Annotated in this window: 20 protein-coding genes; 14 read left to right on the forward strand and 6 right to left on the reverse strand. The window is 74.1% G+C overall.

From position 1 onward, the window contains the following. Window positions 1-13: 13 nt before the first annotated feature. Complete coding sequence (locus FRAEUI1C_RS35235) at window positions 14-982, reverse strand: hypothetical protein (protein ID WP_157735220.1); 969 nt, start codon at window positions 980-982, stop codon at window positions 14-16. Window positions 983-2,515: 1,533 nt separating this feature from the next. On the opposite strand from FRAEUI1C_RS35235, the gene mscL reads away from it, so the two are divergent. The 3 genes from mscL to FRAEUI1C_RS41510 all read left to right on the forward strand — a co-directional run bounded on the left by mscL (window position 2,516) and on the right by FRAEUI1C_RS41510 (window position 7,200). Next, window positions 2,516-2,950 (forward strand): large conductance mechanosensitive channel protein MscL, encoded by a 435-nt coding sequence (gene mscL / locus FRAEUI1C_RS35240; protein ID WP_013428178.1) that lies wholly within the window; start codon window positions 2,516-2,518, stop codon window positions 2,948-2,950. Window positions 2,951-3,143: 193 nt separating this feature from the next. After that, window positions 3,144-4,757, forward strand: coding sequence for a S1C family serine protease (locus tag FRAEUI1C_RS35245; protein WP_013428179.1), 1,614 nt, complete (start codon window positions 3,144-3,146; stop codon window positions 4,755-4,757). A 718-nt stretch (window positions 4,758-5,475) separates the two neighbouring features. After that, window positions 5,476-7,200, forward strand: coding sequence for a hypothetical protein (locus FRAEUI1C_RS41510; RefSeq protein ID WP_049807076.1), 1,725 nt, complete (start codon window positions 5,476-5,478; stop codon window positions 7,198-7,200). 24 nt (window positions 7,201-7,224) lie between these two features. Here FRAEUI1C_RS41510 and FRAEUI1C_RS35255 read toward each other — a convergent pair whose 3' ends face one another. Together FRAEUI1C_RS35255 and FRAEUI1C_RS35260 are read right to left on the reverse strand one after the other, a co-directional pair. Beyond that, complete coding sequence (locus tag FRAEUI1C_RS35255) at window positions 7,225-7,872, reverse strand: response regulator transcription factor (RefSeq protein WP_013428181.1); 648 nt, start codon at window positions 7,870-7,872, stop codon at window positions 7,225-7,227. A 46-nt stretch (window positions 7,873-7,918) separates the two neighbouring features. Next, a complete protein-coding gene (locus FRAEUI1C_RS35260; RefSeq protein ID WP_013428182.1) occupies window positions 7,919-8,734 on the reverse strand; it encodes an MOSC domain-containing protein in 816 nt (271 codons plus the stop codon). A gap of 289 nt (window positions 8,735-9,023) precedes the next feature. Here FRAEUI1C_RS35260 and FRAEUI1C_RS40025 point away from each other — a divergent pair, with 289 nt between their 5' ends. The 3 genes from FRAEUI1C_RS40025 (at window position 9,024) to FRAEUI1C_RS35275 (ending at window position 12,811) form a co-directional block, all read left to right on the forward strand. Beyond that, window positions 9,024-9,716, forward strand: coding sequence for a hypothetical protein (locus tag FRAEUI1C_RS40025; RefSeq protein WP_013428183.1), 693 nt, complete (start codon window positions 9,024-9,026; stop codon window positions 9,714-9,716). A 255-nt stretch (window positions 9,717-9,971) separates the two neighbouring features. Further along, window positions 9,972-10,715, forward strand: coding sequence for a YcnI family copper-binding membrane protein (locus FRAEUI1C_RS35270; protein WP_013428184.1), 744 nt, complete (start codon window positions 9,972-9,974; stop codon window positions 10,713-10,715). A 104-nt stretch (window positions 10,716-10,819) separates the two neighbouring features. Beyond that, window positions 10,820-12,811 carry a copper resistance CopC/CopD family protein gene (locus FRAEUI1C_RS35275; protein ID WP_013428185.1) on the forward strand — a complete coding sequence of 664 codons (1,992 nt, stop codon included), beginning with the start codon at window positions 10,820-10,822 and terminating at the stop codon, window positions 12,809-12,811. A gap of 33 nt (window positions 12,812-12,844) precedes the next feature. Here FRAEUI1C_RS35275 and FRAEUI1C_RS35280 read toward each other — a convergent pair whose 3' ends face one another. After that, window positions 12,845-13,732, reverse strand: coding sequence for a DUF2470 domain-containing protein (locus tag FRAEUI1C_RS35280; RefSeq protein WP_013428186.1), 888 nt, complete (start codon window positions 13,730-13,732; stop codon window positions 12,845-12,847). Between the two features lie 417 nt (window positions 13,733-14,149). On the opposite strand from FRAEUI1C_RS35280, the gene FRAEUI1C_RS35285 reads away from it, so the two are divergent. Next, the gene (locus FRAEUI1C_RS35285) at window positions 14,150-14,500 is read left to right on the forward strand and encodes a type II toxin-antitoxin system VapB family antitoxin (protein ID WP_013428187.1); all 351 of its coding nucleotides are present in this window, start codon (window positions 14,150-14,152) and stop codon (window positions 14,498-14,500) included. A 7-nt stretch (window positions 14,501-14,507) separates the two neighbouring features. On the opposite strand, the gene FRAEUI1C_RS35290 is transcribed toward FRAEUI1C_RS35285, so the two are convergent. Continuing rightward, complete coding sequence (locus tag FRAEUI1C_RS35290) at window positions 14,508-14,867, reverse strand: hypothetical protein (protein WP_013428188.1); 360 nt, start codon at window positions 14,865-14,867, stop codon at window positions 14,508-14,510. 284 nt (window positions 14,868-15,151) lie between these two features. On the opposite strand from FRAEUI1C_RS35290, the gene FRAEUI1C_RS35295 reads away from it, so the two are divergent. From FRAEUI1C_RS35295 to FRAEUI1C_RS35310, 4 genes are all read left to right on the forward strand, one after another. Continuing rightward, window positions 15,152-16,060: a metal ABC transporter substrate-binding protein gene (locus FRAEUI1C_RS35295; protein ID WP_013428189.1), complete on the forward strand. Its 909-nt coding sequence runs from the start codon at window positions 15,152-15,154 to the stop codon at window positions 16,058-16,060. 92 nt (window positions 16,061-16,152) lie between these two features. Then, window positions 16,153-16,980: a metal ABC transporter ATP-binding protein gene (locus FRAEUI1C_RS35300; RefSeq protein ID WP_013428190.1), complete on the forward strand. Its 828-nt coding sequence runs from the start codon at window positions 16,153-16,155 to the stop codon at window positions 16,978-16,980. Further along, window positions 16,977-18,008, forward strand: coding sequence for a metal ABC transporter permease (locus FRAEUI1C_RS35305; protein ID WP_013428191.1), 1,032 nt, complete (start codon window positions 16,977-16,979; stop codon window positions 18,006-18,008). Before FRAEUI1C_RS35300 ends, FRAEUI1C_RS35305 begins: the two co-directional genes overlap by 4 nt. Next, complete coding sequence (locus tag FRAEUI1C_RS35310) at window positions 18,008-18,916, forward strand: metal ABC transporter permease (protein WP_013428192.1); 909 nt, start codon at window positions 18,008-18,010, stop codon at window positions 18,914-18,916. Before FRAEUI1C_RS35305 ends, FRAEUI1C_RS35310 begins: the two co-directional genes overlap by 1 nt. Here the strand turns inward: FRAEUI1C_RS35310 and FRAEUI1C_RS35315 are convergent. Next, the gene (locus FRAEUI1C_RS35315) at window positions 18,877-19,353 is read right to left on the reverse strand and encodes a Fur family transcriptional regulator (RefSeq protein WP_232425235.1); all 477 of its coding nucleotides are present in this window, start codon (window positions 19,351-19,353) and stop codon (window positions 18,877-18,879) included. The genes FRAEUI1C_RS35310 and FRAEUI1C_RS35315 overlap by 40 nt on opposite strands. Window positions 19,354-19,585: 232 nt before the next feature. Between FRAEUI1C_RS35315 and FRAEUI1C_RS39240 the strand changes: the two genes are divergently transcribed. The 3 genes from FRAEUI1C_RS39240 to FRAEUI1C_RS35330 all read left to right on the forward strand — a co-directional run bounded on the left by FRAEUI1C_RS39240 (window position 19,586) and on the right by FRAEUI1C_RS35330 (window position 23,965). After that, a complete protein-coding gene (locus FRAEUI1C_RS39240) occupies window positions 19,586-20,392 on the forward strand; it encodes a hypothetical protein (RefSeq protein WP_013428194.1) in 807 nt (268 codons plus the stop codon). A 275-nt stretch (window positions 20,393-20,667) separates the two neighbouring features. Further along, window positions 20,668-21,882 carry a pyridoxal phosphate-dependent aminotransferase gene (locus FRAEUI1C_RS35325; RefSeq protein ID WP_013428195.1) on the forward strand — a complete coding sequence of 405 codons (1,215 nt, stop codon included), beginning with the start codon at window positions 20,668-20,670 and terminating at the stop codon, window positions 21,880-21,882. Window positions 21,883-22,153: 271 nt separating this feature from the next. After that, entirely contained in the window at window positions 22,154-23,965 is a 1,812-nt protein-coding gene (locus tag FRAEUI1C_RS35330) for a hypothetical protein (RefSeq protein WP_013428196.1), read from the forward strand. The last annotated feature ends 38 nt before the right edge of the window (window positions 23,966-24,003 follow it).

Here is a 24,003-nt window from a genome sequence, read left to right on the forward strand (position 1 = left end):
CCGCCGGCCGGCGTCAGGACGCGGGCTGGAAGGACGCCCGCAGCGACCGCATCAGGCCGTCCAGCTCGGACGAGGAGTCCGCCGGCACCCGGACGATGAGGACGTACTCGGCGCCTGGACCGTCCACGGAGTGCATCATGTACGCGACCTTCTGGCCCTGACGCGTGTACGTGCCGGTCAGCTCCCACACCGTGGCGCCGCTGATCGGGTCCTTCACGTTGCCGGAGCCGGTGACCGCGTGGCCGGCCAGGGTGTTGAACTCCAGCGCGTCCACCTTCGAGACGGCGGCCGCGCCGTCGGTCAGGCCGACCCGGCGCGCGACGCCGACCATCCGGGGACCACTCGGCTCGACGAAGAAGACGGCCGTGCTGTCCGGGTGGATCGTCCAGGCGCCAGGGTGCGAGAAGGTCGACTTCGCGTTGCTCGTGGTGGCCGTGTAGGCGGCCCAGTCCGCCGGGACGGCCGGGGCCGGCGTGGCGCTGCTGGTCGGCGACGGGGCGGCGGCGGGCGCGCTGGCCGTCGGCGTGAGGCTCGCCGTGGCGGCCGTCGTCGCGTCGGCGCTTGGGCGGATCTTCTCCCAGATGACGCCGGCACCGACCCCGAGGCCCAGCGCGAACCCGAGCCAGACCAGCGCGATCACCAGTCGGCGCCAGAACAGCGCCATGCCGAGGTCGGGCCGTTCGGAGTCTGCCGCGTCGTCGTCCAGCTCGTCGTCGTCGGCCTCGGCGAAGGCCGCCAGCCGGCCCGAGCCGCCCTCCGTCCCAAAGCGTCCGGACGGGCCGCTGGCTGCCCGACGCGGGCCGGTACCACCCCGGAGGGCATCCCGCCCGCCAGCGGGGCCCTCGCGGTCCGCGCGGGGGCCGCGCTCGCCATCCCAGTCCCGGGCGCGGCCCAGGTCGGCTACCGGGTCGCCGACGCTGTCGAGGAGGTCGTCGTCGCGGTCGTCGGGCCAGGGGCCGCCCCGGCGCGGACGGCTGATCATCGTCCGTTCGCTGGGCGACTCCGCCGGAGGGTTTTCGAACCGCCCGCGGGGGCCGGTCCCACCGGTGCTGTTCCTGGGAGCGGTGCCGTTCCTCGGGGCGGCGCCGTTCCCAGGAGCGCCGCCGTTCCCGGGGGCGCTGGTACGGGCGTTCCGGCCGCCGGTATCGCGGCCGGTTCCGCCCGGTGAGCGCGGGCTGAGCATCGTCTGCTCGACGCGGGACTCGGGGAGTGGTGCGCCGAAGCGGTCGCGCGCGGACGGCTCCTGACGGGCCTCGGCCGGGCGAGGCCCGGTGCCGCCGGTCCGCCGGCGTCCCCCGGTCGCCTGGTCGGCCGGGCGGCGACCAGCCACGGGGGCGCGATCGCCAGCCGGGCCCGCGCCCTCGGCCGGGGGGCGGCCGGCTACCGGGCCCCGGCCGCCGGTCGCGCCGCCAGCCGGTGGCACCAGCACCTTGCGGCCCGTGAAGCCCGGCCTGGAGTCGTCGCCGTCGCGACCGTTCGCGGCACGGCCATCCGGGCCGGCCGCCGGCCGGCCGCGCCGCTCGCCGCCCTGGCCCGTTCGGTCCGGGCCTCCCGGTGGGTACGCACCGGTGTTCCGCGCGCGGCCGGCCGGCCGGTACGGGTCGTCGTCACCGTCCCAGGCCCCGCCGGCGGGGCCTGGGTCACGCCGGTAGGGGTCGTCCGGGCGGCGCGGTGGGGGTCCGCCGCGGTTCGAGTCCCAGTTCGCCGCGCGGCCGGGCTGGCCGCCGGCCGGGCCGGGCTGGCGCCCGCCCTGGACGTTGCGCGGGTTCTGGTCGTCCGGACGACGGCCGACGGCGTTCCGGGGGTCGGCCGCCGGCCCGCCACGGCGGGGATCCGGGCGATCGCCGCGGTGGTCGTCCCCGCGGTAGCCACCTGGCTCATCGGCGCGCCGACCACTCGCCGGAGATCGGCGTGGGTCAGCCGGGCCCGGTCGGCGTGGACTGTCCGTCACCAGGCAGCCTCCCTCCGGGTGTCATCCGGCAAGCCCCCCGTCCGGCGCGCTGCCTCAGACCGGTGTACCACGCCGTTGGTCGCCCATTGCGGGAGACCCCGCGCCAGAAGCCGTCATTCCGCGCCAATACCGTCGAATTCACCGGGATCGGCACGCAACGCGACCGGGCGCACTCGTCCGGGTGACCGCTTCGGCACGCCTCGACGCGACCGGTCACCGAAGAACGCGGCGAACGCCAGGCCGGCCCGGCCGGCGGTTGGTGGACCGTTGACGCGACACGCCCGATTTGGCGTCGATGAGACTTTTGCCGTTCGATAGCGGCGCCAATTCCCATTCATTCCGTTCGGACCACTCAAACGCTGGTTCGGGCCTTTCGTCTACGGTGGCCCGACGGACGGCACCCGCTCGCCCGGCGCCTCGGCCTCGGCGCGGTCGGCCGCCGGCCGGGTGGGCGGCCTCCACCGGGGCGCGGCGACGCGGCCAATCCAGCACGACGAGAAACCAGCCAGCTTCGCGACCGGTCGCAGACGCCACGGGCCAAGGGACCGACCCAGAGGGGAACCTATGCGCAACACCCTGCAAGGCTTCAAGAACTTCCTGATGCGCGGCAACATCATCGATCTGGCGGTCGCTGTCGTCGTCGGCACCGCGTTCACCGCGCTGGTGAAATCGCTGGTGGACAACATCCTCACCCCGCTGATCGCGGCCATCGCCGGCAAGCCGAGCTTCCAGGGGCTGACCTTCCGGATCCACCACAGCACCTTCACCTATGGACTGTTCATCAACGACGCGATCTCGTTCCTGATCGTCGCCGCCGTGATCTACTTCCTCGTGGTGATGCCGCTGGCCAAGATCAGCGAGCGGCGCCGCAGTGGCGAGACGCCGACTCAGGACGACCCGGTGCTCTCCGACGAGGCCCTGCTGCTGGTCGAGATCCGCGACCTGCTCGCCGCCCGCGGCACCGCCGGTCAGGCCAGCGAGCCGCCCAAGGGACTCTGAGTCGGCCCGCCGGGGCCTCCGCGCCGGCCCCGGACGGCGGACCAGCCCGGCGGCTGTCCGCAGAGCGACCACGACCGACGAGCGAAGCTGCCCAGATGGCTGTCGGGCAGCCGATAGGCTGACCGGGACCGCTTAGCGGAAACGTTGGTCGGGCTTCAGCAAGCGCTCAGGGTCCGCCGGGAAAGTGCCTCTCATGACAACGCGTCCCACCTTCAACACCACCGCGGTCGACGGCAACGACCCGGGCGGTCGGCCGTTCGACGCCCGGGAGGGGTCGGAGACAGCGTTCGACCCTGCTCGTCATCTCTCGGACGACTCCGAGTACCGCTCGCCCTGGGCCCGGCCCGACGGCTCCGCGCTGTCGTCGCCGGAGAACCCGGGATTCAACGCGGCCCCCGCTGGCCCGCCGGCCACCGGCGGCTTTCCCATTGACCCGCCGACCAACGGGGTACCCATGGCGTTCCGGGCGCAGGACGCGCCGAACCCGCCGACCAACCCCGGCCAGGGCGGCCCCTGGGGCCCGCCGCCGGGATCTCCGTGGGCGGGCCGGCCCGGCGAGAGCTGGTCCGCGCCCCAGTACCCGCCGCCGGGCGGGATGTACTCCGGTGGCCCGGGTGGCCCCGGCGGCCCTGGCGGCCCCGTCACCGGATCCGCGCGTTCCGGGCCGATGGGCGGCCGGCGCAAGCTGATCGCCGCGGCCGTCGCGCTCGCACTCGTCAGCGGCGGTGTAGGCGGCGGAATCGGCGCCCTGGTCGCCGACAGCGATCATTCGACGACGCAGGTCGTCACCGGCTCCGGGCTGACCCGCTCCACCGACTCGAACCCGGTGGCGCCGGCGGCCGACAACACCGTCAGCAAGGCCGCGCAGGTCATCCTGCCGAGCGTCGTGACGATCTCCGAGGTCGGCAACAACGAGGCCGGCACCGGCTCGGGCATCATCATCCGCGCCGACGGCTACATCCTGACCAACAACCACGTGGTGTCCGGCGCCTCGGGAGCCTCCGGCTCGCTGACGGTCACCCTGCAGTCCGGAGACACCGTCGACGCGACCGTGGTCGGCACCGACCCGAGCTCGGACCTCGCCGTTGTCAAGATCAATAAGTCGGGCCTGACCGCGGCGACGTTCGGCGACTCGGACGCGCTGCAGATCGGCGAGCTGGTCGTCGCCGTCGGCAGCCCGCTCGGCCTGGCCGGCACGGTCACGTCCGGCATCGTCAGCGCCGTGCATCGCCCGGTGCGGACCGGCGACAGCCAGGTCCAGGACGCCAACGCGGTCCTCGACGCGATCCAGACGGACGCCCCGATCAACCCGGGCAACTCCGGCGGTCCGCTGGTCAACAGCAAGGGCCAGATCGTCGGCATCAACAGCGCGATCGCCACCGTCGACAGCGGCAGCAGCAGCCCGTTCGGGGGCCAGCAGCAGCAGTCCGGCAACATCGGCGTCGGCTTCGCCATCGCCAGCAACTACGCACAGAAGATCGCCCAGCAGCTGATCACCTCCGGCAAGGCGGTCCACCCGTACCTCGGGATCAACGCGCAGGACGCCGGCAACGACCCGACGGGCACCGGCATCGGCGGCAAGGGTGCGCAGATCCAGAACCTCGTCAACGGCGGCCCCGCGCAGCAGGCCGGCCTGCAGTCGGGCGACATCATCACCAAGATCGGCGACCGGACCGTGTCCGACGTCGACGCGCTGATCGCGGCGGTCCGCGCCCACGAGATCGGCGAATCGGTGACGGTGACCTACACCCGCAACGGCCAGAGCCAGACCGCCAAGGTCACCCTGGCGCAGCAGCCGTCCTCCTAGCCCGACGAGTCGTGACGTGCCGAGGCCCGGCCGGTGAGGTTCACCGGCCGGGCCTCGGCACGTCAGGGCCGCCCGCCGCGGGTCCGGCACGGCGGGCGCCCTAGCGGCCAGGTCCCGCACCACAACGGGCGCGGACGGCCGGGCCGGTGATTTCGCTGAAAACGGCCGTCGGCGATTTCAGATTCACCCACCAGTACCACACCGTATACACAGGTAATGCCGGCCCGGAACGCCGCGAGAACATTCCGGTAACGATTCGGCGCAACCGACGTATAGCGGGACACGGAAGTGGTCCGCCGTGAGCGGGGTACCTCGATGATCGAGTCGTCGGGACGCAAAATCCGGTCCAAGCGGACGGATGTGCGAGCCAGGTCCGGTATCCGGACAGTCCACCGGAACCTGGGCACCGGTGGCCCGGGCGCAGCCGCGCCCGCCGCCCCGCGATCGCCCAGGCCCAGGGGCCCGGATTCTGGCCGGACCCGCTGTACGAACGCTGCCACCACGTGAAATCATCGAGGTCAGCGGGGGGCCGCGTAGTTGGATCCCGATGGATCAAGTGCTGCCATCGCCGTCAAGTCGGATGAGCTGTCGAACGCGCGACACGGCGATCTTCGCAAGCTTCACCCTCACCGAACGGCAGGCTCCTAATATTGGTGCGTCCGAGTAAGCGACGGGAGCGGCGGGCGATATGGGCGGCGACGCGGATCTGGTGGCGCGAGTGCGTCGCGGTGACCGTCAGGCGTTCGACGATCTTTACGATCGGTATGCAGACGACGTCTTCTCGATGTGCCTCGTCGTTCTCGGTGATCCGACCGTGGCGCGGGCCGCCGCCGGCACCGCTTTCGCGCTGGTCGCTCGTACCCGGATGAACCCGCTTTCCGAGCCGTCCAGGCTGCGGTCCTGGTTGCTCGAGCTCGCTCGCGGCAGTGCGCTGGCCTGGTCGGGCTCGCCGCAGGCGCGCAGTGTGCCCGTCCCGCACGGCGTCAGCGCCGAGGAGATGATCGAGGGCGCGGTCGTGCCCGCGCCCGCCAGCCTGCACGCCGGCCTCGCCCGTACCTTCGACCGAGCCGCGAGCACCGCCGCGCACGAGCGCGCCGCGACCGAGCACCTCGCCGCCCGCAACCTCCCCCGCCCGAGGACCACCGAGGCCGCCGCCGCGCTGACCGGCGCGGCCGCCCTGGCGGCGCAGGGCGGCGGCGACGTCCCGGCGACCGGGGCCGGGCTCCGGGACGCGGCGAGCGAGCCCGAGCTCGTGGGTGCCGCTGCGGGCTCGGCCGACGTCGAGGACGCGACCGTCGGCGCCGCATCGCACGAGGCCGCCGCGCAGCACGAGGCCAGCGAGGCCCCCACGCACGCCGTCAAGGCGGGCCAGGCCGACTCGGCCCAGGGCCACGAGCTGGAGACCCTGGCCGAGGTCACCCTCGACGCGGCGGCGAACGTCGCCCGGGCCGCCAAGACCGCCGGCCGCTTCAGCAGGAAATCGGCCGGGCACGGCACGAAGGCCGCCAGGCCTGCCGCCGGCGACCTCGCCGCCCACGCCACGGCAGACCATGGCACCGTCGCCGGCGGGGCCAGCCTCGGCGGCCACGCCGGCGGTGCCGACCAGCCCGTGGCCCTGGTCAAGCGGTCGCTCGGCGTCGCCGCGGAGAGTGCCGACGACCTCGACGTCGACCCGCCGACGCTCGACACCGAGCTCCCGGCCAACGTCCTGCCGTTCGCCCCGGCGAACCCGTTCTACAGCGACGACCAGTTCTACGCGGACGGCCAGGGCGCACCGCTCGTCCCGATCGACGACCTGGAGATCCGCCACGGTCGAGGCCTCAGCTCCGACTGGCGCACCCGGCCGGCGATAGCGATCGCCGCCTCGTTGGTGGTCGCGGTCGCCGGTATCACCGCCGCGCTCAACTGGCCGACGCCGTCGGCGAACCTGTCGGCCGAGAACTTCCCGGACGCGGCGATCGTCGCGCCCTCGCTGGTGGTCAGCTCGGCGGCGACCAACGGCGGCCCGACCACGCCGCCCGGGTTCACCCCGCCGGCGGCGCCTCCGGCGCCTGTGGTGATCATCACCCACAGCCAGCCGCGACCCGTCGTCGACCATCACCTGATCGTCGCGACGACACCGCCACCGCCGTCGGACGCCGGCGCGCCCACCCAGCCGTCGGTCACCCCGTCGCCGACAGCCACGGTCGTCTCGCCGCCCGCGACGACGCACGGGCCCACGTCGACCGCGAGCCCGACTGCGACACCGACCCGGCCGTCGCACACTCCGTCGCCGACCGGCGGGGCGCCGACCAGCCCGGTCCCGACCCAGCCCGCGCAGACGACCCCACCGCCGGCCGGCGGGACGACCCAGCCGATGACCTCGGCCTCGCCACCGCTCCACCTGCCCCACCCGCCGGCCGTCCTCGGCACGATCGACTCGGGCAGCACGGCCAACATGTAGCCGGGCGGCCGGCCGATCGGCCGGTCAGGACTCGCGCAGATAGGTGAGGACCGCCAGCACGCGGCGATGGTCGCTGCCGGAGGCCTCCAGGCCCAGCTTGGCGAAGACGTTGGAGATGTGCTTCTCGACGGCGCCGGCGCTCACCACCAGGTGCGTGGCGATCGCGGCGTTCGAACGCCCCTCCGCCATCAGCTGGAGGACCTCCCGCTCGCGCGGGGTCAGCATGGCCATCGGGTCGTCCCGGCGGCTGCGGACCAGCAGCTGCGCGACCACCTCCGGGTCCATCACCGTGCCACCGCCGGCCACCCGCCGGACCGCGTCGACGAACTCGCGGACGTCGGCCACCCGGTCCTTGAGCAGGTAGCCGATCGAGCCGGCGCCGTCGGCCAGCAACTCGGCGGCGTACTGCTTCTCGACGTACTGGCTCAGCACCAGCACGGGCGAGCCGGGCACCTCGGCGCGGGCCGAGATCGCCGCCCGCAGGCCCTCGTCCCGGTGGGACGGCGGCATCCGCACGTCCACGACCGAGACGTCCGGACGGTGTGTGGTGATCGCGCCCACCAGGGCCGGCCCGTCGCCGACGGCGGCCACGATCTCGCAGCCCGCGTCGGTCAGCAGCCTGGACAGCCCTTCCCGCAGCAGCACCGAGTCCTCGGCGATGACGACACGCACGGCCCCTCCCACTCCTCGTCGGCAGCGAGCCCCGGCCGGTCGGCGCTCAGCCCCCGGTGCCGGGCAGGGCGACCGGGTCGCCGGGCCGGACCGTGCCGGCCGTCAGCACCGTGGCATAGCTGCCGCAGTCGGTGTGACCGTAATGGGTCTGGAGTTCCTTGAGCACTTTGAGGTCCCGTTCGGCGGTCCGCGGGTTGACGGTCGTCGCGGCGCAGCGCCGGATGTCCTTCAGCACCCGCAGCCGGACCCGCCCGATGATGATCTCCTGACCGGCCCAGTCCCGCTCGGCCCAGGCCGGGATGCCGTCGAGGTGAAGGTTCGCCCGGAACCGCAGCGGGTCGACCGGCTGGCCGACCCGCTCGGCGAAGTCGCGCACGCTGGCGAGGTTGAGCACCGAGACGGCGCGCATCACCTCCTGGCCGTCCGGCCCCCCGTCCGTGAACCGGTGGCCGCCACGCGCGGTGACCAGGCGCGGGAGCGCGTCGTCGCCGGACGTCCTGGCCGTGTCGGCGGCGAGCGCGCCGAAGTACTGCTCGACAGCCCTCCGGCCGGATGCCGTGGCGAGGTCGGCCGACCAGCGGCGAGTGCCTTCGTCGACGGTGAGCAGCCCGGTCCGGGGGTCGTAGGCGGTACGGACCCTGGCGAGCGTCTCGTCGCGCATCAGCATGAGGAAGTGCCGCTTGCCCAGCGCCACCGGACGGTCCTCGTCGAAGGCGGTGCTCGGTAGCGCGAGCGCGAACATCCGGTCCCCCGGGACGCCGTCGCCGGCGGCCAGGGCCACCTCGTCGAGCGGTTCGCCGGTCAGGCCCTTGACGGGGTAGCGGTAGAGCTCGGCGAGGCGGGGACCGGTCGACACACCCATCAGCCCCGCTCCCTCGCGCACAGTTCTGTCGGTGCGTCGACGCTACCCGCCACGCCGACGGCTTCCGGCGAGCCCGGATCGCGGGCCGGGCGCTTCCCCGGTCCGTGCTGGTCAGCGGTCGCCCGCCTGGCCCGGAATCAAATCGGTCGTGCTGCCGACGCGGGTTCGTGCCACCTGGTCAAGGTGTGGCAGAGTCGCGGACGTGACGTCCGGTCGGGCCCTCGCGCCGCGGCCGCCTGGCTTGCGCGGAGCCCGAACGGCCCGACCTGACCTCCCGGCGGTCCGAGGCGTGCTGCCGATCGCCAGCCGAGGGCCCGCCGCCGGGCCGACGCGCGTGGTCCGGGCCGTCGTGGCCGGCGGGGCGTCGGTGAGCCTCGCGGTCGCGGCGCACACCGCGGCCGGCGCGGCCCCGCCACCGGCCTGGCTGGTGCTCGCGGCGGGAGTGCTGTTCGTCCGGCTGGCGTACGGGCTCGCCGGACGACGCCGGGGCCTGGCGGCCGTGCTCGGCTGGCTCACCTGCTCGCAGCTCCTGGCGCACGCGGCCTTCGTGCTCGCCAACCATCCGACGAGCGCGGCTCCCGGGCACCACCACCACGTGCTGCGGCCCAGCGAGCTACTCGTCGAGCTGGACGGGTCGACCTGGGCGCGCGCCGCGGCCATGGTCCTCGCCCACCTGGCCGCCGTCATCGCCACCGGTCTGCTGCTGCACCGGGCCGACAGGCTGCTGTGGGCCGCCGCCACGCTGCGCACCACGCTGCCCAGGGCCGCCGCCCGGATCGTCGGTCCGCTGGCCGCGGCCGCCGCCCGGCTCCGCCGGCTGCTGGTGCTGGCGGCCACCGCCGACGAGGCGAGCGGTAGCCGCCCGGACGACCGGAACCTGACCAGCGCGCCCCCGGTCCGGCCGCGCGCCCAGCCCGTCGGCCGGTCAGCCCGGCGGCGCGGGCCGCCGGCCGGTCGGGTCGTCACCCGTCCCGCGGTCTGACCAGTCGTTCGCGCGCCCGGATCCTGGGCGGCTGATCCGGCTGATCCGGCCACTGCCCCGCCTTCTGGTCGCCTGGCCCACGCCCGTCCGCCGCAGGCCGCACACCGCTGCCTGCGCGAACCCCGGTGGCGTGCCGCGGGCGACCCATCGCCGCTCCCGCTTCGCCGTGCGCGCGACACCGTGTCGCTCCAGGTCCGGCCGAGCGGGGAGGGCTCCCATTCCTTGTCGCGTGTCCACCTGTGTGGAAGGTCCCCGATGTCCCGAAAGATGCCCCGGTTCGCCCGAGTTGCCGGCGTGACCGCGATCGGCGCCGTAGCCGTCGTCGCGATGGCGCTGCCGGCCTCGGCGCATGTCACGGTGTCGCCCCAGAGCGCGCCGGCCGGCGGATACGTCCAGCTCTCGTTCAACGTCCCGTCCGAGAGCGACACCGCGTCGACGACCAAGCTCGACGTGCAGTTCCCGACCGCCGACCCCATCGCCTCGGTCGAGGTCCAGCCGAAGGCCGGCTGGACGTACGAGGTCAAGTCCGGCGCCCCGAGCAGGCCGGTCACCGACGACGACGGAAACAAGATCGTCCAGGTCGTCAACGAGATCACCTGGACGGCCACCGGGCCGGGCATCAAGCCCGGTGAGTTCGACACGTTCGTCGTCTCGGCCGGCCCGCTGCCCACCGACGCGAAGTCCGTCAGCTTCAAGGCGCTGCAGACGTACTCGGACGGCTCGGTCGTTCGTTGGATCGACGAGAGCCAGGCCGGCCAGCCCGAGCCGGAGCACCCGGCTCCCACCGTGACCCTGACCGCGGCGGCCGAGGGCACGGCCAGCACCACCGGCGCCACGACCGCACCGGCAGCGGCCCCGGCCACGGCCACGGCCACGGCCAAGGCGGACGACACCGCCCGCGGCCTGGGCATCGCCGGCCTCGTGGTCGGCGTGCTCGGCCTCGTCGCCGCGGGCCTCGCGCTCGCGTCGACCCGCCGCCGCTCCCACACGGGCGGCTGACCTGGGAACCGTCGGCGGCGGCCCAGGCCGCCGCCGACGGGCCCTCTCCACCCGGGCGCCGGCCGGTCTTCCCGCCGGGCGCCTGACAGAAAGAGACTGGACGCATGAGCGGCAATTCCGGCACGGCGCACGTACGGCGGCGGCGGGCGGGCGCGCTGGCGGCGCTGACCGTGACGGCCGTGCTGGCTCTCGTCGGCCTAGGGGCGTCGCCCGCGTGGGCACACGCCATCCTGGAGCGGGCGACGCCGGCCGGCGGGACGGCGGCCGCGACGTCGCCGGCGACCGTGACCCTCGGGTTCAGCGAGTCGGTCCGGTCGGACTCGACGTCGATCCGGGTGATCGACGCGCGCGGCACCCGGGTGGACACCGGGGGCGCGCACGGCGGCCCGACGGCCTCCCAGGTCACGATCGCGCTCAAGCCCAACCTGCCGAAGGGCACCTACCTGGTCAGCTGGCACGTCATCTCGGAGGACAGCCACCCCGTCGCGGGCGGGTACGCGTTCGGGATCGGCCGGGCGCCCACGGCGAGTGAGGCCGCCGCGGCGAACACTGCGCAGGCCGGCTCACCGGTGACCGGGTTCGTGTTCGGGGTGGCCCGGCTGGTCGCCTTCGGCGGGATGGCGGTGCTGCTGGGCGCGGGCTTCTTCCTGCTCGTGCTGTGGCCGGCCGGGCTGCGGCGGCTCGCGGCGCGCCGGCTGCTGGTCGCGGGGTGGATGGCCGCGTTCGTGGGGGCCGCCGCCTGCCTGTTCCTGCAGGGCCCCTACGGGGACGACCTCGGGCTGTCGGCCCTGTTCCGCTGGGCTCCGCTCGGTTCCACGCTGGCCGACCGGTACGGCAAGCTCACCCTGATCCGGCTGCTGGCCCTGCTGCTCGCCGTCCCGTTGCTGCGGGCGGTGCTCGCGGCCACCGCCGCACGGCCCGAAGGGCAGCCAGCGCGGACCGGTGAGCCCGGGTGGCGGCCGTCGGCCTGGACCAGGGCCGAGCTCGGCGGGCTCGCGGTCGCGGTGGCGGCGACGACGGCACTCACCGGTCACGGCGGCGTCGGCTCGTGGGCGTGGCTGGCGACCGCCAGCATTACCGCGCACCTGCTGGCGATGTCCGTCTGGCTCGGCGGCCTGGCGGTGCTCGCCACGGGCCTGCTCGACCGCCGCCGCCCGGCACCCTCCGACGGCGAGGACCACGCCGACTGGGCCGAGGCGATCGTCCGCCAGTCCGGCCCACACGACGGCGACGCGGACGGCGAGCTGGACGACGAGGCCGCGCTCGCCGCCGCCCGTGCCTACCTCGACGAGCACGACGCGGACGTCGCCCCGGTCGAGGCCGACCGGGCGGCGGAGCTGGCCGAGGTGCTCCCGCGCTGGTCACGCGTCGCCATGACGGCGGTCGGGCTGATCGTGCTGTCCGGCGTCTACCAGAGCTGGCGTGAGCTCGGCGCGGTGGGCGCGCTGTTCGACACCGCCTACGGCCGGCTGCTGCTCTACAAGCTGTGGTTCGTGCTGGCGATGCTCGGCGTCGGCTTCCTGTCGAACCGGTGGGTGATCCGGCACTTCCGCCCGGTCGCGCTGGCGATGACCGCGGAGACCGACGCGGCCCGCGCCGAGGCCGACGACGGCGCCGAGGACGAGCTCGACCAGGAGGGCCGCCGCAGGGTGACCCAGGGCGCGCTGGGTGTGCTGCGACGCGGGGTGATGGCCGAGGCCGTGATCGGGGTGGCGGTGCTGGCGGTCACCGCGGCGCTCGTGAACCGCGCTCCCGGCCGCACGACGTACGCGCCACCGTTCCACACGACGACGACCGCCGGACCGCTCACGGTCGACGTGCGCGTCTCGCCGACCCGGACCGGTCTGGAGACCGTCGCCGTCCGGGTGCGCGACCCGCAGGGCCAGCCGCAGCGGCTCGTGGAGGCGTCCGTGACGCTGTCGCTGCCGGCGGCCCAGGTCGGGCCCATCGACGTCCCGATGGTCGCGGCCGGCACCGGTGAGCTGCTCGCCCAGGACGCCCAGGTGCCGCTCGCCGGCTCGTGGCGGATGGGCATCACCGTGCGCATCAACGACTTCGACGAGTACTCCACCGCCGTCACCTACACCGTCCGGTGACCGGCGGCCCAGGCCAAGGACGGCCCCGGACGTCTACCGGGACGGCTCCGTGAGCAGGCGGCGCAGCTCCAGGCCCAGCGAACGCGGCTCCGTCAGCGGGTTGTGGAAGGTGACCCGCAGCTCATGAGCGCCCGCCTCGTCGACCTGCCACAGGGTCAGACCGTCACGGTCGAGCGTCCCGACGGCGATGCCGGCCACGCTGGCCAGGTCCGCCGGGCGCATCGGCACCGCCGGCCCGGCCCCGCCGGGCACCTCGGCGGCGACCGCGCGGCCGTGGGCGGCGGCGATGAGCCGCAGCTGGCCCGCGTGCGCGGTGTTCAGGTGCTCGATGAGGTCGGGCGCGTAGGCGGCGATGAGGTCCGGCTCAGCCAGCGCGTACGCGTCCAGCTCGATCCGGCGGCCGGACGCGGTCGACGGCCACCGCGGCTCGGCGCCGCGGCCCAGCTCGCGCCGCCCGGCGAGCGCGTTGACCCGGCGCCCGGCCCGGCTGCCACGCCGGCGCGCGCCCGGCTCGGTCGGGGTGGGCAGGCAGAGCAGCACCTCGTCCACCGACAGCGCGAGCGCGACGAGCCCATCGTCGTCATAGTCCGGCATGGTCGGGCGCAGCCCAGGGCCGGCGATCCGCCGGGCGATCTGCTCGGCGCTGCCCGGCATCGTGCGCAGCTGGCCGCCGAGCACGAGCCGCTCGCCGGTGAACCCTGGCACGTCGAGCCGGCAGCGGCGGGAACCCGCCGTCAGGGTCGGCGGGCTCCCGGCGCCGACCAGCAGGACGGGCTCGCCGCCGTCGTCGATCAGGCCGGTCCAGCCACAGACCCGCGCGCCCGGCAGGGTGAGCAGCGCGTGCCGGGCGCCGGCCAGCACGGTCCGCGCGTGGATCGCGAGCCGGGGCATCGTGTCGTCGTCCGGTTCCTCCGCGGCCATCAGGCCCCTCCCACCCACAGCAAGTCATGAAGTTAGGCTTACTTAAGTGGGCCGCGCGACGTAGGTCAAGCGCTTTCGCGGGCTGATCCGCGGCCACGAGCCGTTTCGGCGGGTGCGCGAGGACGGCGGCCGGCACCGAGCGGACGGCGTCGCGGCCCGCGACACGCCTTGGCGCCGAGGACGCGTGACTGCTGACGGCTACGCGACGCCAACGCTGTCCGCGTGTCTCAAGGCCTGGGCAACCGCGGGCCGGAGAGTGGTAGTGCGCGAGGGTGCGGGCGCGGGATTCTAGGCTGTGGTGGTGGCGTCGCCGAGGAAGGTGCGCCGCCACCCGCGCCGGCTCCGGCCGGTTGGGACGGTTGTCGACGCGCGGCCACCCGGTGTGCGTGGGTAGACGAGACGGCGAAGGAGGTACAGGTGATCTTCAAGCTGGTCGGGGACGGTCGCCCGTATCCCGACCACGGCCTCGGCCAGCGCGACTGGGCGAAGATCCCGCCACGCCAGGTCCGGCTTGACCAGCTGGTCACGACGAAGCGGGTCCTCGCCCTCGATCTGCTGCTCGACGAGGACTCGACCTTCTACGGCGACCTGTTCCCCCACGTCGTCGAATGGGATGGCGCGCTCTACCTGGAGGACGGGCTACACCGTGCCGTCCGGGCCGCCCTGCAGCAGCGGACGTCCATCCATGCCCGGGTGTACGTGCTCGCCGCCGGCCAGCCCGGTGGGCCGCCTGCCGACGAGGCCACGATCCCGCGCCCGGCGCGGTGACGGGCCGTCAGCCGGTCGGGAAGGTGTAGACGACGAACCGGTCCGAGCCGACCTTCGCGAAGACGTAGCGCGGGCAGGCCTTCGCCGGCTTGTAGGCGGCGATGGGGCGCAGCACCGGCGAGCGCATGACCTGCTTCACCCGGCCGCCCGCGAGCGACTCCATGTCGGACGTGGACACGTCCGGCGGGTTGTCACGGCGCTCGTAGTACGAACGGCAGTACCGGATCTCGTTCGGCCGCGACGTCCACGCGGGGGTGTGGAAGTACCACAGCAGGTAGAGCTCGCGGAAGACAATCGTGATCAGTCCGATGACGATGAGAGCGCGGACGAAGTTCCCGGCTCGGGACGAGGCGAGGACTGGGCTCACAACACCGTGACCCTATTCCCAACTCCGCCGGTTCCCGGACATGTCCCCTGTATCCGACGCATGTGTCGTGCACGGCCGACCAGCGGACACTCGGATCGCTCGCCGACGCCCGACTCGGACACGCCCGGCCCGAAGCGGCCGAGTTGACACCGTTATCCGAAACCGTTTTCATTACGAACGTGCGAAACCATGGCGGGGTGTGCTCCTCCCCCGATCGAGCGGAACGTCGTGCCGGCCGCCGAGCAGGGCGGCGCCCCGCTCGGATCGCGGCGGGGGTGCTCGGTGTGCTGGGCCTGGCCGCGTCGGTCGCGCTGGCCGGTTGCGGCTCGAGCCAGAGCGGCGGGTCCGGTGCCGCGTCCACCGGGAAGCTGCGCGTCGTCGCGACGACGACCCAGGCCGGCGACTTCAGCCGGTCGATCGGCGGCGGCCTGGTCACCGTCACCCAGCTGATCAAGCCGAATGTCGACCCGCACGACTTCGAGCCGTCGCCCGCCGACCTCGACGCGCTCGCGAAGGCCGACGTGCTGGTCACCAACGGCGCCGGGCTGGAGTCGTGGCTGGACGACGCCGTGTCCGCGTCCGGGTTCGAGGGCACCCGGGTGGTGATGGCCGACGGCGTACCACTGCGAGCCGGGTCCGGCGCCGAGGCGGGCCAGCACGACCCGCACATCTGGCACGACCCGCGCAACGCGAAGATCATGGTGACGGACATCGAGAAGGGCTTCGCGCGCGCCGACCCGGCCCACGCGCCGGCCTTCGAGAAGAGCCTGGCGACGTATCTGGTGGCCCTCGACGCGCTCGACCGCCACGACGCCGCCGAGATCGCCACGATCCCGGCCAGCCAGCGGCTCCTGGTCACCAACCACGACGCGTTCGGCTACTACACAGCCCGGTATGGGATCACCTACGTCGGCTCGATCATTCCGAGCTTCGACACGTCGGCCGAGCTGTCCGGGAAGACGATCCAGGACATCGTCGCCAAGATCCGGAAGACCGGGGTCAAGGCCGTCTTCTCCGAGTCGTCGCTGCCGCCGAAGACCGCCGAGTCGATCGGGCGCGAGGCCGGAGTGACCGTCATCGCGGGCGAGGACTCGCTGTACGCCGACTCGCTCGGGCCGGCCGGGTCCGCGGGTGACACCTACCTGAAGGCCGAGCAGCACAACACCGACGTGATCGTGAAGGCCCTCCGGTGAGCGCGGCGGTCCCTGGTCCGGTGGCCACCGCTCACCACCACCGGGCAGGCCGGCCGGCAGCGGTCGGTCGCCGACCGCATACCGTGGCCGACATGAGTTCCGACGGCCGCCTGGTCGGCGACGCGCCCGCGACGCCGACCCGCCTCGCCGAGCCGGACGAGGGCGGCGGACCGGACGCGCTGGTACTGGCCGAGGCGACCGTCGCCTACGGCCGCGTCCCCGCGCTGGAGCGGGTCAGGGGCCGGGTACCGGCCGGGCGGACCGTAGCGCTGATCGGCCCGAACGGCGCAGGCAAGTCCACCCTGATCCGAGCGATCCTCGGGCTGGTCCCGGTGGTCTCGGGTTCGATCACCGTGCTTGGTGAGACACCAGCCAGAGCGCGCCGCGAGGTGGGCTACGTGCCTCAGGCCGACACCCTGGACGCCGACTTCCCGGTGTCGGTCGGCCAGGTGGTCCTGATGGGCCGCTACCGGCGGATCGGCTGGGTGCGCCGGCCGGGCGCGGAGGACCGGGCCGCCGCCGCGGCCGCGCTGGACGCGGTCGGTCTCGCCCACCGGGAGAAGGACCGCTTCGGCACGCTGTCCGGCGGGCAGCGCCAGCGGGTGCTGCTGGCCAGGGCGATCGCGGCCGCGCCGCGGCTGCTGCTGCTGGACGAGCCGTTCAACGGCGTGGACGCCGTCTCCCAGGACGCGCTGCTCGCGGCGCTCGCGAAGCTGACCGCCACGGGCACCGCCGTCGTCATCTCGACGCACGACCTCGCGCTCGCGCACCTCGCCTGCGACGACGTCTGCCTGCTCAACCGCCACCAGTTCGCCTTCGGCCCGCCGGCGGCGACCCTGACCCCGGAGCTGCTGCGCGCCACCTACGGCGGCGCCGCCGTCGAGCTCGGCGCGCACGGTGTCATCGTGGCCCGCCCGTGACGCTGATCGACCTGCTCACCGCGCCGTTCGAGCGGCCGTACCTGACCAGGGCGCTGATCGAGCTGCTGCTGCTCGGTGGCGTCGCGGCCGTGGTCGGCGTGTTCGTGCTGCTGCGCCGGCTGGCGTTTCTCACCGACGCGCTTACCCACACCGTGTTCCCCGGGGTCGTCATCGGCTTCCTGCTGAGCGGGCAGCCCGGGATCTTCCCCGGCGCGCTCGTGGTGGGCTGCCTGTCCGCCGCGCTGTTCACGGTGCTCGCGGCGACCAGGCGGGTCGAGGAGGACGCGACGCTCGCGATCCTGCTGACCGGGTTCTTCGCGATCGGCGTCGTGCTGGTCTCGCGCAGGTCGTCCTACACCTCGGATCTGACGGCGTTCCTGTTCGGCCGGGTGCTGACCGTGCGGTCGCAGGACATCGAGACGACGGCCGTCGTCGCCGCCGTGGTCCTGCTGCTGCTGGTCGCGCTGCGCAAGGAGCTGCTGCTGGTCGCGTTCGACGCGCAGGCGGCGCAGGCGGCCGGGTACCGGGTCGTCGTGCTGGATCTGGCGCTCAACCTCTCGATCGCGCTCGTCGTCGTCGCCGCGGTCCGGGCGGTCGGGACGGTGCTGGTGATCGCGCTGATCGTGGTGCCGGCCGCCGCCGCCCGGCTGCTGTCCGACCGGATCCTGGCGATCACCGCGATCGCGGCGGCGTTCGGGATGGCCGGCGGCTGGGCCGGTCTGCTGATCAGCTACAAGATCTCCGTCGACCACGGTGTGCGGCTGGCGACCGGCGCGACCGTCGTGCTGGTCCTCGTCGCCGGCTACCTGCTCGCGCTGGTCGTCGCGTCGATCCGTGCCCGCGCGAGAATCGGGAGGCCGCGCGCGAGCGCGGACGTCCCGGCCGGTACGGTCCGCGCCCGGCCGGGCCGGCTCTCGCCCGCCGATCCGGCCCACCTGCCGATCGAGGACTGGCGCCATCCCGCGACGGACCAGGCGGCGCGGGCCGCGGCGCTGACGGTCGATCCCGAGGCGGGGCGAGCACCGTGATGCTCTGGCAGACCCTCGGCGACGGGTACACCCGCCGGGCCCTGGCCGAGGCCGTGCTCGTCGGCCTGCTCTGCGGCGCGGTCGGCGTGCACATCGTGCTGCGCCGGCTGAGCTTCCTCACCGTGGCCCTCACCCACGCGACGTTCCCGGGTGTCGTGGTCGCCGCGCTGCTCGGGGTACCGCTGGTCCTCGGCGCCGGTGTCTTCGGGCTCGTCATCGTCGGCGTGGTCGCGCTCGTCGCGGGTGCGCGCGGCGGATCGGCGGGCGCGCTGCCGTCGGCCGCGCCGACCGGCCGCGGTGGCCGGGACGTCTCCAGCGTGACCGGGGTCGTGCTCTCCGGTGGGTTCGCTCTCGGCGTCGCGTTGATGTCGGCCCAGGACGGGTTCACCAAGGACCTCACGGCGTTCCTGGTCGGCTCGATCCTCACCGTCGACGAGTCGGACCTGGTCGTCAGCGCGGTGACGGCGGTCCTCGTGCTGGCCGTGCTCGCCGCGCTGCGCAAGGAGCTGCTGCTCGGCGCCTTCGACCCGACGGCGCTGGCCGCCGGCGGCTACCCGGCCCGGCGGCTGGATCTGGTCGTGCTCGTCGCGCTCGAGCTGGCGGTGGTCACGACCGTCCCGGCGGTCGGCACGATCATGGCGATCGCGCTGGTCGTCGGCCCGGCCGCGACCGCGCGGCTGTGGTGCGTGCGGACCGGCCCGATGACGGCGCTCTCGATGGTGCTGGGAGTGTTCGCCGGTGTCGTCGGCCTGGCGGTGAGCGCCCAGTGGAACATCGCGGCCGGCGGCGCGATCGTGCTGACGGTCACCGCCCTGTTCGCCGGCTCGCTGCTGCTCGCTCCGTGGCTGCGGGCCGAGGCCAGGACCGCTCAGGCGCCGGCGGCGGCGCAGCTGGCGCAGCGTCCGTAGATCTCGACGGTGTGGGCGACGTCCGTGAAGCCCTCGGCCGCGGCGACCTGCTCGGTCCAGTGCTCGATCTCGCGCCCGGCGACCTCGACGGTGTGCCCGCAGATCCGGCACACCAGGTGGTGGTGGTGGGTGTCGGTGGCGCACCGGCGGTAGACGGTCTCGCCGTCGTCGAGGCGCAGCACGTCGACCTCGCCACGATCGGCGAGCACCTGCAGATGCCGGTAGACGGTGGTCAGCCCGACCGGCTGGCCGTCGGCGCGCAGCCGGGCGTGCAGCTCCTGCGCGCTGGTGAACGCGTTGGTCGCGGCGAGCGCCGCGGAGACGGCGTCGCCCTGCCGGGTCGACCGCGTCGCGGCGCCTCGGCCGGCCGTGGCCCTGCCGACGGCAGCCGCCGGACCAGGCCCGGTCGCTTCGTCGCTCGCTTGGCTGCGATTCACGGTCGACACACCATCCACTTTCTCACCTCGGCCGCTACGGGGTCCCAGGACGACCGGCACCTGTATACCCGGCGATCGGCCTCCGAGGGCCAAGGCAGTCACGCCCCTCGGCCCGGAAGCTAACGAGGTGCGCCAATCGACCCTCCCCGTCGGACACTGACGTAACCGGCGATATCGTGCCGACTCGTACGCGCTACTGGCTGACGCCGGTGACTCAAAGGAGAACAGTCCGATGGCCGTCCCTCGGCTGAGCCTGCGTGCGAAGGCCGACGGGGAACCCAGCGAGCTGTGGAAGCCGTTCGCCCTCGCCGGCGCCATCCTGATCGCGGTGGCGGGCGTGCTGACGACCTGCGCAGGCCCCAAGCCCGCGGACTCCACGGCGAACAGCGGTGGCAGCTCGTTCGCGGCGTCAACCGTCAGCAGCGACGCCCTGACCCGTTGGTACGTCGGCACGCAGGCGATCCGACAGCTCATCGCGCTTGACGTCGCAGCCGTGCGCACCGACCTGGCCGGCCAGAACGGATCGGCCCTGCAGCCGGTCTGCAGTTCGCTCGCCGACGCCGTCACCGAGGCCCGCGCGCTCACCCCCGGCCCGGACAGCGCGGCCCAGGACCTGTTCGACGGCGGCCTCGACGGCTACGGCAACGGCGTCGCCGCCTGCGGGAACCTGTTCGACGGCACCGCGGCACCCAAGTCCACCATCGAGCAGCGCATCCGGGACGGGCTGACCAAGGGCGACGCCCAGTGGTCCGCGCTCGCCACCCGGGTCGGGCAGCCCATGGCCACCTTCTCGCCGCCGGCCCCCTCGGCCGGCGCCACGCCGGCTCCGCCGCCCGCGACACCCTCCGCCACGCCGCGGCCGACGGCCTCCGCCACGACGGTCCGCCGCACCGCCGCGCCCACCACCCCGGCCGGGGCCACCACCCCACCGCCGCCGCCCGCGAGCAGCCCGCCGCCGTCCGTCACCGCGGTCCCGTCCACCGAGGCGCCGCCCACCCCGACCCCGAGCGCGACCAAGACAGGGATCCTCGGCGCCTGACCCGGAGCGCGACCCGCTGACCGGCGACCGGGCTGCCCGCGCGCCTGGAACCCGGCGGCCCGCTGACCTGGAGCTCGGCCGATCGCCGGAGGGTGACCGTCATCTCCGCACGAAGCGTGGTGCCTCTGAACGCAGGACCGCTCACAGCGGGTGAATATCGGCGCCCAGAATGCGGTGGTACGGGCCCCCAGAACCCCCCTCATCGCGGGTGGTGCCGCCCTACGCAGCCACTGGGCGTGCATAAACCCGTGGACGGCCCGCCTACCCTGGATGGCATGGAGTTCACCCAGTCCGACAAGCTCGCCGGCGTCTGTTACGACGTCCGAGGTCCGATCCTCGACGAGGCGACCCGGATGGAGACTGCAGGCCAGCGGATCCTGAAGCTGAACATTGGGAACCCCGCTCCGTTCGGCTTCTCCACGCCGCCCGAGGTACTCGCCTCCGTGATGGAGAACCTCGCGAGCGCACAGGGCTACAGCGACTCCAAGGGACTTCCCGCCGCCCGCGCCGCGGTCGTCGACTACCACCGCCGCAAGGGCATCGCCGGCATCGGACCGGACGACGTCTACCTCGGCAACGGCGTCTCCGAGCTGATCATGATGTCGCTCCAGGCGCTGCTCAACAACGGCGACGAGGTGCTGCTGCCCGCCCCGGACTACCCGCTGTGGACGGCCGTCGTCAGCCTCTGCGGCGGCCGGCCGGTGCACTACCTGTGCGACGAGTCCGCGGACTGGGCCCCCGACATCGCGGACGTCGCCGCCAAGATCACCCCGCGTACCCGGGCGCTCGTGCTGATCAACCCGAACAACCCGACCGGAGCGGTCTACGACCGGGCCACGGTCGAGGCGCTGGTCGAGCTGGCCCGCCAGCACAACCTGATGCTCTTCTCGGACGAGATCTACGACCGGGTGCTCTTCGACGACGCCGAGCACGTCTCCACCGCCGCGCTCGCGCCGGACGTGGTGTGCGTGACCTTCAACGGGCTGTCGAAGTCCTACCTGCTCGCCGGCTTCCGGGCCGGCTGGATGGTCGTGTCCGGCCCGCGCCAGCACGCCAGCAGCTACATCGAGGGCCTCAACATCCTGGCCAACATGCGGCTGTGCGCGAACGTCCCGGGCCAGTACGCGGTGGTCGCGGCGCTGGCGAACGACGAGGGCGCCGGCAGCCTGGTGCTCCCGGGCGGCCGGCTGCGCGAGCAGCGCGACACCGTCGTGAAGCTGCTGGCCGACATCCCCGGGGTCTCCTGCGTCCCGCCGCGCGGCGCGCTGTACGCGTTCCCGCGGCTGGACCCGGAGGTCTATCCGATCAAGGATGACGAGCGGTTCGTCCTCGACCTGCTGCGGGCGGAGAAGATTCTTCTGGTGCAGGGCACCGGGTTCAACTGGCCGAGGCCCGACCACGTCCGGATCGTCACCCTCCCCACCGTCGACGACCTCACCGCCGCGATCGGCCGGATCGACCACTTCCTGTCGACGTACACGCAGCGCTAGCGAGTCAGGTCCGAGCGGGGCCCCGGACGACCCGTCATCCACACTCTGAGGGAGGATTTCCACAGCCGTATGCACTCTGTGGACAAGGTCTGTGGATAAGCCTCTCTCAACTGTGGATGCCAGCGTCGAGTCGACCAAGGAGCGGCTACCGGGCGTAGCTGGCCCGGTAGCCCCGGATGGGTCGGCAAACAGCCCTGAGGCCGGGGCCGACCCGCCACCGGCTGACCGCCCGCGGCGCCGGCCGCGTCCCCAGCGCCCTGTGGATATCGCCGTGCCCGCCGCGTTGGCCGGCGCGGTCGTCGCCGTTCTGGCGGTGCTGCACACCGTGCTGGCCCGGCCGCTCTGGTACGACGAGATCTGGCGGCCGCACTTCCTGTCCGCGCCGCCGTCGACGTACTGGGCACAGCTCGCGCACGCGAACACCCCGTCGGCGCTCGGCTGGGCGGTGCTCGTCCGCCTCGTCGGGGACGTCGCCGGGTGGCACGCCTGGGCCCTGCGGGTTCCCGAACTCGTGGCGCTGGTGGCGCTGCCGGTCGTCACGTACGCGTTCATCCGCCGCTTCGCCGGGCCGGTCGCGGCCGGCCTCGCGGGGGCGAGCCTCGGGCTGTCCGGGGTGGTCGTCGACCTCGGTACCCAGCTCAAGCCGTACAGCGTCGAGGCGCTGGCCTCCGTCGTCATCGTCTGGCTGTGGCTGAAGGCGCCGAGCACCGCCACGTGGGGCCCACGGCTCGGCTGGCGCACCGCCGCCGGACTGGTCGCGTTGTTCTCTGTGCCGGCGGCGCTCCTGATCATCCCGCTGGCCGCCGTCGACGTGGGGACCGCGGGCTACGGCTATCGCTACGGCAGCTGGCGGGTCGGCTGGCGCCACCGGCTTTGGGCCGGCGCCACCGCTGCGCCGGCGGTCGTGATCTGCGGGCTGCACACGTGGCTGTTCATCGGCCACCAGTCGAGCCAGCGGGCCAGCCAGTTCTGGAACACCCAGTTCCTTGCCGGCCGCGGCCCGCTGGGCGGCCTGCGGTTCGTCGGCGGGGAGCTGGTCCGGATCTTCGGGGGCGCTCCGACCGGCGTCGACCGCTACGACCCGAACCTCGTGCACCCGGCCACCGACGCGACCTTCGCCGCGGCCTGGCTGCTCGCCCCCGCCGCCGCCGTGGCCTTCCTCGTCGGCGCGGCAGCGCTGGTCCGCGGCAGCACGATCAGCCGGACGGTCCTCGGCATCGGCGGCGCGCACCGCCCGTCCGATCGGCCGGCGACGGCGGACGACGGTGGCTACGTGGTCGCGGCCGTGCTCGGCGCGCTCGCGCTCGCCCTGGTCGCCAGCGCCGGGCGCTACTGGCCGTTCGGCGCCAACCGCACGAACCTGTTCCTCGTTCCGCTGCTGGTCACGGTCGTCGCCACCGGTGCCGACCGCCTTGGCCGACGCGCGTTGGCCGACCACCCGCTGGCCCGGCTGGCCCACGTCCGGCGACGGGCCTCGACGGCTGGCCGGCTCGGCCTGGGCTGGCTCGTCCGGGGCTGCCGGCTGGCCGCGGCCGGCTGGTCTCGGCTCGGACGGCCCGGCCGCGAGATCGCCCGGGTCGCGCTGGTCGCCGTCCTGGTCGTGCTCGCGGCAGCGCCGGTCGCTTCGGCGAGCGCGCTGGCGCCACTGTGGCGGGACCGCGCCGAGATCCGCCCGGTGGCGCTCATGGTCGACGCGACGACGCAGGCCCGTCGGCTCTACCGCCCTGGCGACGTCGTCGTGGTCGGCGGCCGGCTCGCCCGGTCCGGCTGGCTGTACGCCATGGACGTCAGCGCGGACCGGCCCTTCCTGGCGTCGCCGGCGGAGCCGCCTGGGCGGGTCGGGCCACGAGTGCCCACCGGTGCCACGGTGTTCCTCACCGCCGTCGGCAGGGGCGAGGCCCTGGCCGCGCTGGCTGGACGGTCTGGGCCAAGGCCGGTCCGGCTGCTGCTGTTCGTCCTCGTCTACGACCGCGCGGGCACGGCCGGCGAGCTCGCAAGCCTGCGCACCGCCGGCTGGTGCGCCACCCAGACCTTCGACTACCCCGGCACCGGCTCCCTGCGCGTCCTCACCCGCTGCGCGTAGTCGTCGCCCACCTCGCCCGCCGGATCGAGGCCGCCGCG

The organism is Pseudofrankia inefficax, assembly GCF_000166135.1.
Lineage (GTDB): Bacteria > Actinomycetota > Actinomycetes > Frankiales > Frankiaceae > Pseudofrankia > Pseudofrankia inefficax.